The organism is Streptomyces sp. NPDC057307 (genome assembly GCF_042667665.1).
GTDB lineage: Bacteria > Actinomycetota > Actinomycetes > Streptomycetales > Streptomycetaceae > Streptomyces.
This window is the reverse complement of sequence record NZ_JBHUZM010000241.1, coordinates 1-6,256: the sequence shown is the minus strand read 5'-3', so window position 1 is coordinate 6,256 and position 6,256 is coordinate 1. Positions and strand designations below refer to the sequence as shown.

Sequence of the window (6,256 nt, the reverse complement as noted above, 5' to 3'; positions counted from 1 at the left end):
CGTACCGGGCCGTACCGCTGTCCGGCGTCGGATCAGGAACCCGCGTCCGCCGCGACCTCGACCGCGGCCAGGTTCTTCTTGCCCCGGCGCAGCACCAGCCAGCGCCCGTGCAGCAGCTCCCCGGCGTCCGGTACGGCCTCGGCGTCCGTGACCTTGACGTTGTTCACGTACGCCCCGCCCTCCTTCACCGTCCGACGGGCCGCCGACTTGCTCGGCGCCAGCCCGACCTCGGTCAGCAGATCCACCATCGGCGCCAGCTCCGCCACCCGCGCGTGCGGCACCTCCGACAGGGCCGCCGCCAGCGTCGCCGCGTCCAGCCCGGCCAGCTCACCCTGGCCGAACAGCGCCTTCGACGCCGCGACCACACCCGCGCACTGCTCCGCGCCGTGGACCAGCGTCGTCAGCTCCTCGGCCAGCGCGCGCTGCGCGGCGCGGGCCTGCGGACGCTCCTCGGTCAGCTTCTCCAGCTCCTCGATCTCCTCGCGGGACTTGAAGCTGAAGATCCGCAGGAACTTGGAGACGTCCCGGTCGTCCGCGTTCAGCCAGAACTGGTAGAACGCGTACGGTGTCGTCCGCTCCGCGTCCAGCCAGACCGTGCCGGACTCCGTCTTGCCGAACTTGGTGCCGTCGGCCTTCGTGATCAGCGGCGTCGCCAGGGCGTGCACCGAAGCGCCGGGCTCCACCCGGTGGATGAGGTCCGTACCCGCCGTGAGGTTGCCCCACTGGTCACTGCCGCCGGTCTGCAGGGTGCAGCCGTAGCGCCGGTTCAGCTCCAGGAAGTCCATGCCCTGCAGGATCTGGTAGCTGAACTCGGTGTAGCTGATGCCCGCGTCGGAGTTCAGCCGCCGGGCGACCGCCTCCTTGGCGATCATCTTGTTGACCCGGAAGTACTTCCCGACGTCCCGCAGGAAGCTGATCGCCGACAGACCCGATGTCCAGTCCAGGTTGTTGACCATGGTCGCGGCGTGCGGACCGTCGAAGTCCAGGTACCGCTCGATCTGCCCGCGCAGCCGCTCCACCCACTCACCGACGACCTCGGGCGCGTTCAGCGTGCGCTCCGAGTTCGGCTTGGGGTCACCGATCAGCCCCGTGGCCCCGCCGACCAGACCCAGCGGACGGTTCCCCGCCAGCTGGATCCGGCGCATGGTGAGAATCTGGACCAGATTCCCCAGGTGCAGGCTGGGCGCGGTGGGGTCGAAGCCGCAATAGAACGTGACGGGGCCGTCCGCGAACGCCTTGCTCAACGCGTCCTCGTCGGTGGACAGGGCGATCAGCCCGCGCCACCGCAGCTCCTCGACGATATCCGTCACGCTTCTCGCGTCTCCTTCGATGAAACAGGCCCGGCGAAGCAGGCCCGATGAGTCGGATCCGTCCGCCGTCCAGGACGACGGAACGCCTTCGAGGTTATACGCCCTGGCTGACCGAACTCATATTGAAATCCGGCACCCGCAGCGCGGGCATCGCGGCCCGGGTGAAGTAGTCGCCCCACTCACGCGGCAGCGTCTTCTCCGTCCGGCCCGCCTCGGACGCCCGGTGGAGCAGGCCGACCGGCGACTCGTTGAAGCGGAAGTTGTTCACCTCGCCGACGACCTCGCCGTTCTCGACGAGGTAGACGCCGTCGCGGGTCAGCCCCGTCAGCAGCAGCGTCGCCGGGTCGACCTCGCGGATGTACCAGAGGCAGGTCAGCAGCAGCCCGCGTTCGGTGGCGGCGACCATCTCCTCCAGCGAGCGCTCACCGCCGCCGTCGAGGATCAGGTTGTCGACCGGCGGCGCGAGCGGCAGCCCCGTCAGCTCCGCGCTGTGCCGGGTGGTGATCAGCCGGTCCAGCCGCCCGTCCCGGATCCAGTCGGTCGCGTCGAGCGGCAGGCCGTTGTCGAACACCGACGAATCGTCGCCCGACGCGTGCGCGATCACGAACGGGGCGGATTCCAGGCCCGGTTCGTTCGGGTCGCTGCGCAGCGACAGCGGCAGCTCGGCGAGCGTGTCGCCGACGCGGGTGCCGCCCCCGGGCTTGGAGAAGACCGTACGGCCCTCGGCCGCGTCCCGCGCGGAGGACGACCACAGCTGGTAGATCAGCAGATCGGCCACCGCGGTGGGCGGCAGCAGCGTCTCGTACCGGCCGGCGGGCAGCTCGATCCGGCGCTCCGCCCAGGCCAGACGCTTCGCCAACTCCGCGTCGAGCGCCGCCGGATCGACATCCGTGAAGTCACGCGTCGCCCGCCCCGCCCAGGCGGACCGCGACCGGTCCGGGGACTTGGCGTTCAGCTCCAGCGTGCCGTTGGGCTGGTCATGACGGAGCCGTACGCCCGTGGACGTACCGAGATAGGTCGACGTCAGCTCATGGTTCGCGAAGCCGTACAGCTCACGGCCGCCGGCCCTGGCGCGCGCGAAGGACTCACCGAGCGCCGGCGCGAAGTCCGCGAAGACCGCGGACGTCGTCTCGGCGGGCGCGTCGGTGAAGCCCGCGGACACCTCCCCGGCCTTGACGAGCGGCCGGGCGTCCTCGGCGGGACCCGCGCCACGGGCGGCGGCCTCGGCGGCACGCACCAGCGGCTCCAACTCATGCGCGGTCACGGCGGATCGCGACACCACACCGGAGGCGGTGCCCTCCTTGCCGTCGACGGTCGCGATGACGGTGAGCGTACGGCCCCGGGTGACGCCGTTCGTGGTGAGCGCGTTGCCCGCCCAACGGAGGTTGGCGGTCGACTGCTCGTCCGCGATGACCACACAGCCGTCGGCGGTCGACAGTTCGAGCGCCCGCTCGACGATCTCGTGCGGCTTGCTGCTCGGGCTCATCGTCCCGCCTCCTGCGTCGTGTTGAGACTGTGCTGACCCGGGGGACACTGCATCCGATTGCGGCTGCGCCGCGGGCCGGATCCCCGGCCGGTTCCCGTGGCCGTCGTCATCGCCCGGCCTCCTGCGTGGTGTTGAGACTGTGCTGACCCGGGGGACAACCCCCGGACCCCCGGCCGGATCCGGTGGCCCCCGTCATCGTCCCGCCTCCTGAGTGGTGTTGAGGATGTTCACACCGCGGAACAGGGCCGACGGGCAGCCGTGGGAGACCGCCGCGACCTGGCCCGGCTGGGCCTTGCCGCAGTTGAAGGCGCCGCCGAGCACATACGTCTGCGGTCCGCCGACCGCCTCCATCGAGCCCCAGAAGTCCGTCGTCGTCGCCTGGTAGGCGACGTCCCGCAGCTGACCGGCCAGCTTGCCGTTCTCGATCCGGAAGAACCGCTGCCCGGTGAACTGGAAGTTGTAGCGCTGCATGTCGATCGACCACGAACGGTCACCGACCACATAGATCCCGCGCTCCACCCCGCCGATCAGATCCTCCGTACCGAGCCCGCCCGGATCCGGCTTCAGCGACACGTTCGCCATGCGCTGCACCGGCACATGGCCGGGTGAGTCGCCGTACGCGCAGCCGTTGGAGCGGTCGAAGCCCGTGAGCTTCGCGATCCGCCGATCCAACTGGTAGCCGACGAGCGTGCCGTCCTTGACGAGGTCCCACGACTGGGCCTCGACGCCCTCGTCGTCGTACCCGATCGTCGCAAGACCGTGCTCCGCCGTCCGGTCACCCGTCACATTCATGATCGACGAGCCGTACGCCAGCTTCCCCAACTGGTCGAAGGTGGCGAAGGACGTCCCGGCGTACGCCGCCTCGTACCCGAGCGCCCGGTCCAGCTCCGTCGCGTGCCCGATCGACTCGTGGATCGTCAGCCAGAGGTTCGACGGGTCGACCACCAGGTCGTACGTCCCCGCCTCGACACTCGGCGCGCGCATCTTCTCGGCGAGCAGCGCCGGGATCCGCTCCAGCTCCGAGTCCCAGTCCCAGCCGGTACCCGTCAGATACTCCCAGCCCCGGCCGGCCGGGGGAGCGATCGTGCGCATCGAGTCGAACTCGCCGCTCTCGCCGTCCACGGCGACCGCCGAGAGCTGCGGGTGCAGCCTGACGCGCTGCTGCGTGGTGACGGTGCCCGCCGTGTCCGCGTAGAACTTGTTCTCGTGGACCGTCAGCAGCGAGGCGTCCACATGCGCGACACCCTCCCCGCGCAACAGCCGCGCGCTCCACTCCGCGAGCAGTCCCGTCTTGTCCTCGTCGGGTACCTCGAACGGGTCGATGTCATAGGCCGACACCCAGGTCTTCTCCGCGTGCACCGGCTCGTCGGCCAGCTCCACCCGCTCGTCCGAACCCGCCGCCGCGATCACCTTCGCCGACAACTTGGCCATCGCCACGGCCTGTCCCGCGACCCTGGCCGCCGCGTCCATCGTCAGGTCGACCCCGGACGCGAACCCCCACGCGCCGCCGTGCACCACACGGACCGCGTACCCGACATCGGTGGAGTCCGACGACCCGGCGGGCTTGGCGTCCCGCAGCCGCCAGGCGGCGCTCCGTACCCGCTCGAACCGGAAATCGGCATGATCGGCGCCGAGCGCCCGCGCCCTGGCGAGCGCCGCGTCGGCGAGCGCCCTCAGCGGCAGTGCCAGAAACGACTGATCGACCTCATGGGGCACGTCGGCCTCCCTTTCACACGCCTCGGTAAAGGTGTCCGCAGTGAATCATGCGGTACGGGGCGGAGTTTCGCCGCGTTTATGTAGGGACCCCACAGCGACCGTACCGAGGCCCTGTCAATGCCCGAGTCCACGGACCGCCGCCGCGAACGATAGGTTTCCCAGGTATCAGAGCAGACAGCCCAGACAGCTACGAAAGGTGCTTCGTTGAGCCGCTCGGTTCTCGTCACCGGAGGAAATCGGGGCATCGGCCTTGCCATCGCCCTGGCCTTCGTCGGCAACGGCGACAAGGTCGCCATCACTTACCGCTCGGGCGAACCGCCCAAGGCCCTGACGGAGTCCGGCTGCCTGGCCGTCCGGTGCGACATCACCGACGCCGAACAGGTGGAGCAGGCCTACAAGGAGATCGAGGAGACGCACGGTCCCGTGGAGGTGTTGGTCGCCAACGCCGGAGTGACAAAGGACCAGTTGCTGATGCGGATGTCCGAGGAGGACTTCACGTCCGTCCTCGACACCAACCTCACGGGCACCTTCCGGGTCGTCAAGCGCGCCAACCGCGGCATGCTGCGCGCCAAGAAGGGCCGGGTCGTGCTGATCTCCTCGGTCGTCGGGCTGCTCGGCTCGGCCGGGCAGGCCAACTACGCGGCCTCCAAGGCCGGGCTGGTCGGCTTCGCCCGCTCGCTCGCACGTGAACTCGGCTCACGCAACATCACGTTCAACGTCGTCGCGCCCGGTTTCGTCGACACCGACATGACCAAGGTGCTCACCGACGAGCAGCGAAAGAACATCGTCGCCCAAGTCCCCCTCGGCCGTTACGCGCAGCCCGAGGAGATCGCGGCAGCGGTCCGCTTCCTCGCCTCGGACGAAGCCTCGTACATCACTGGAGCCGTCATTCCCGTTGACGGCGGATTGGGCATGGGTCACTGATCACATGAGTGGAATCCTCGCCGGCAAGCGCATTCTCGTCACCGGGGTCCTCACCGACTCCTCCATCGCCTTCCACGCGGCCAAGGTCGCGCAGGAAGAGGGTGCGGAGGTCATCCTCACCGGCTTCGGGCGTCTCTCGCTCGTGGAGCGCATCGCGAAGCGGCTGCCCAAGCCTGCCCCCGTCATCGAGGTGGACGTCACCAACCAGGAGCACCTGGACTCCCTCGCCGACCGGATCCGGGAGATCCAGGGCGAGGGCGCGAGCCTCGACGGTGTCGTGCACTCGATCGCCTTCGGCCCGCAGGGAGTCTTCAACTTCCTGGAGGCGGAGTGGGAGGACGTCGGCACGGCCGTGCACGTCTCGGCGTACTCGCTCAAGTCGCTGACCATGGCCTGCCTGCCGCTGATGGAGCGCGGCGGCTCGGTCGTCGGGCTCACCTTCGACGCGCAGTTCGCCTGGCCCAAGTACGACTGGATGGGCATCGCCAAGGCGGCGCTCGAATCCACCAACCGCTACCTCGCGCGTGACCTGGGTGCCAAGAACATCCGCTGCAACCTCGTCTCGGCCGGCCCTCTCAGGTCGATGGCCGCCAAGTCCATTCCGGGCTTCGAGGAACTGGCCGACGTGTGGAACCACCGCGCGCCGATCGGCTGGGACCTGTCCGACCCGGACCCGACGGGCCGCGGCGTCGTCGGGCTGCTGTCGGACTTCTTCCCGAAGACGACGGGCGAGATCGTGCACGTCGACGGCGGCGTCCACATGATGGGTGCCTGACCGGCAGGACCAGTAGGACCAGCCTGACCAGCAGAACCAGGAGCC

The 6,256-nt window shown here is 69.5% G+C and carries 5 protein-coding genes; 2 read left to right on the top strand and 3 right to left on the bottom strand.

The genetic code is table 11. The features are described 5' to 3' along the window. Positions 1–32: 32 nt before the first annotated feature. The 3 genes from tyrS to ACFUN8_RS36690 form a co-directional block, all read right to left on the bottom strand. Positions 33–1,310, bottom strand: coding sequence for a tyrosine--tRNA ligase (tyrS, locus tag ACFUN8_RS36700; RefSeq protein ID WP_383647602.1), 1,278 nt, complete (start codon positions 1,308–1,310; stop codon positions 33–35). A 94-nt stretch (positions 1,311–1,404) separates the two neighbouring features. Next, positions 1,405–2,796, bottom strand: coding sequence for a metallopeptidase TldD-related protein (locus tag ACFUN8_RS36695; RefSeq protein WP_383647600.1), 1,392 nt, complete (start codon positions 2,794–2,796; stop codon positions 1,405–1,407). A gap of 192 nt (positions 2,797–2,988) precedes the next feature. After that, positions 2,989–4,512, bottom strand: coding sequence for a TldD/PmbA family protein (locus ACFUN8_RS36690; protein ID WP_383647597.1), 1,524 nt, complete (start codon positions 4,510–4,512; stop codon positions 2,989–2,991). Between the two features lie 204 nt (positions 4,513–4,716). Between ACFUN8_RS36690 and fabG the strand changes: the two genes are divergently transcribed. Further along, a complete protein-coding gene (gene fabG / locus ACFUN8_RS36685) occupies positions 4,717–5,436 on the top strand; it encodes a 3-oxoacyl-[acyl-carrier-protein] reductase (RefSeq protein WP_383647595.1) in 720 nt (239 codons plus the stop codon). Between the two features lie 4 nt (positions 5,437–5,440). Further along, positions 5,441–6,211 carry an enoyl-ACP reductase FabI gene (gene fabI, locus ACFUN8_RS36680; RefSeq protein WP_383647593.1) on the top strand — a complete coding sequence of 257 codons (771 nt, stop codon included), beginning with the start codon at positions 5,441–5,443 and terminating at the stop codon, positions 6,209–6,211. Positions 6,212–6,256: the final 45 nt, after the last annotated feature.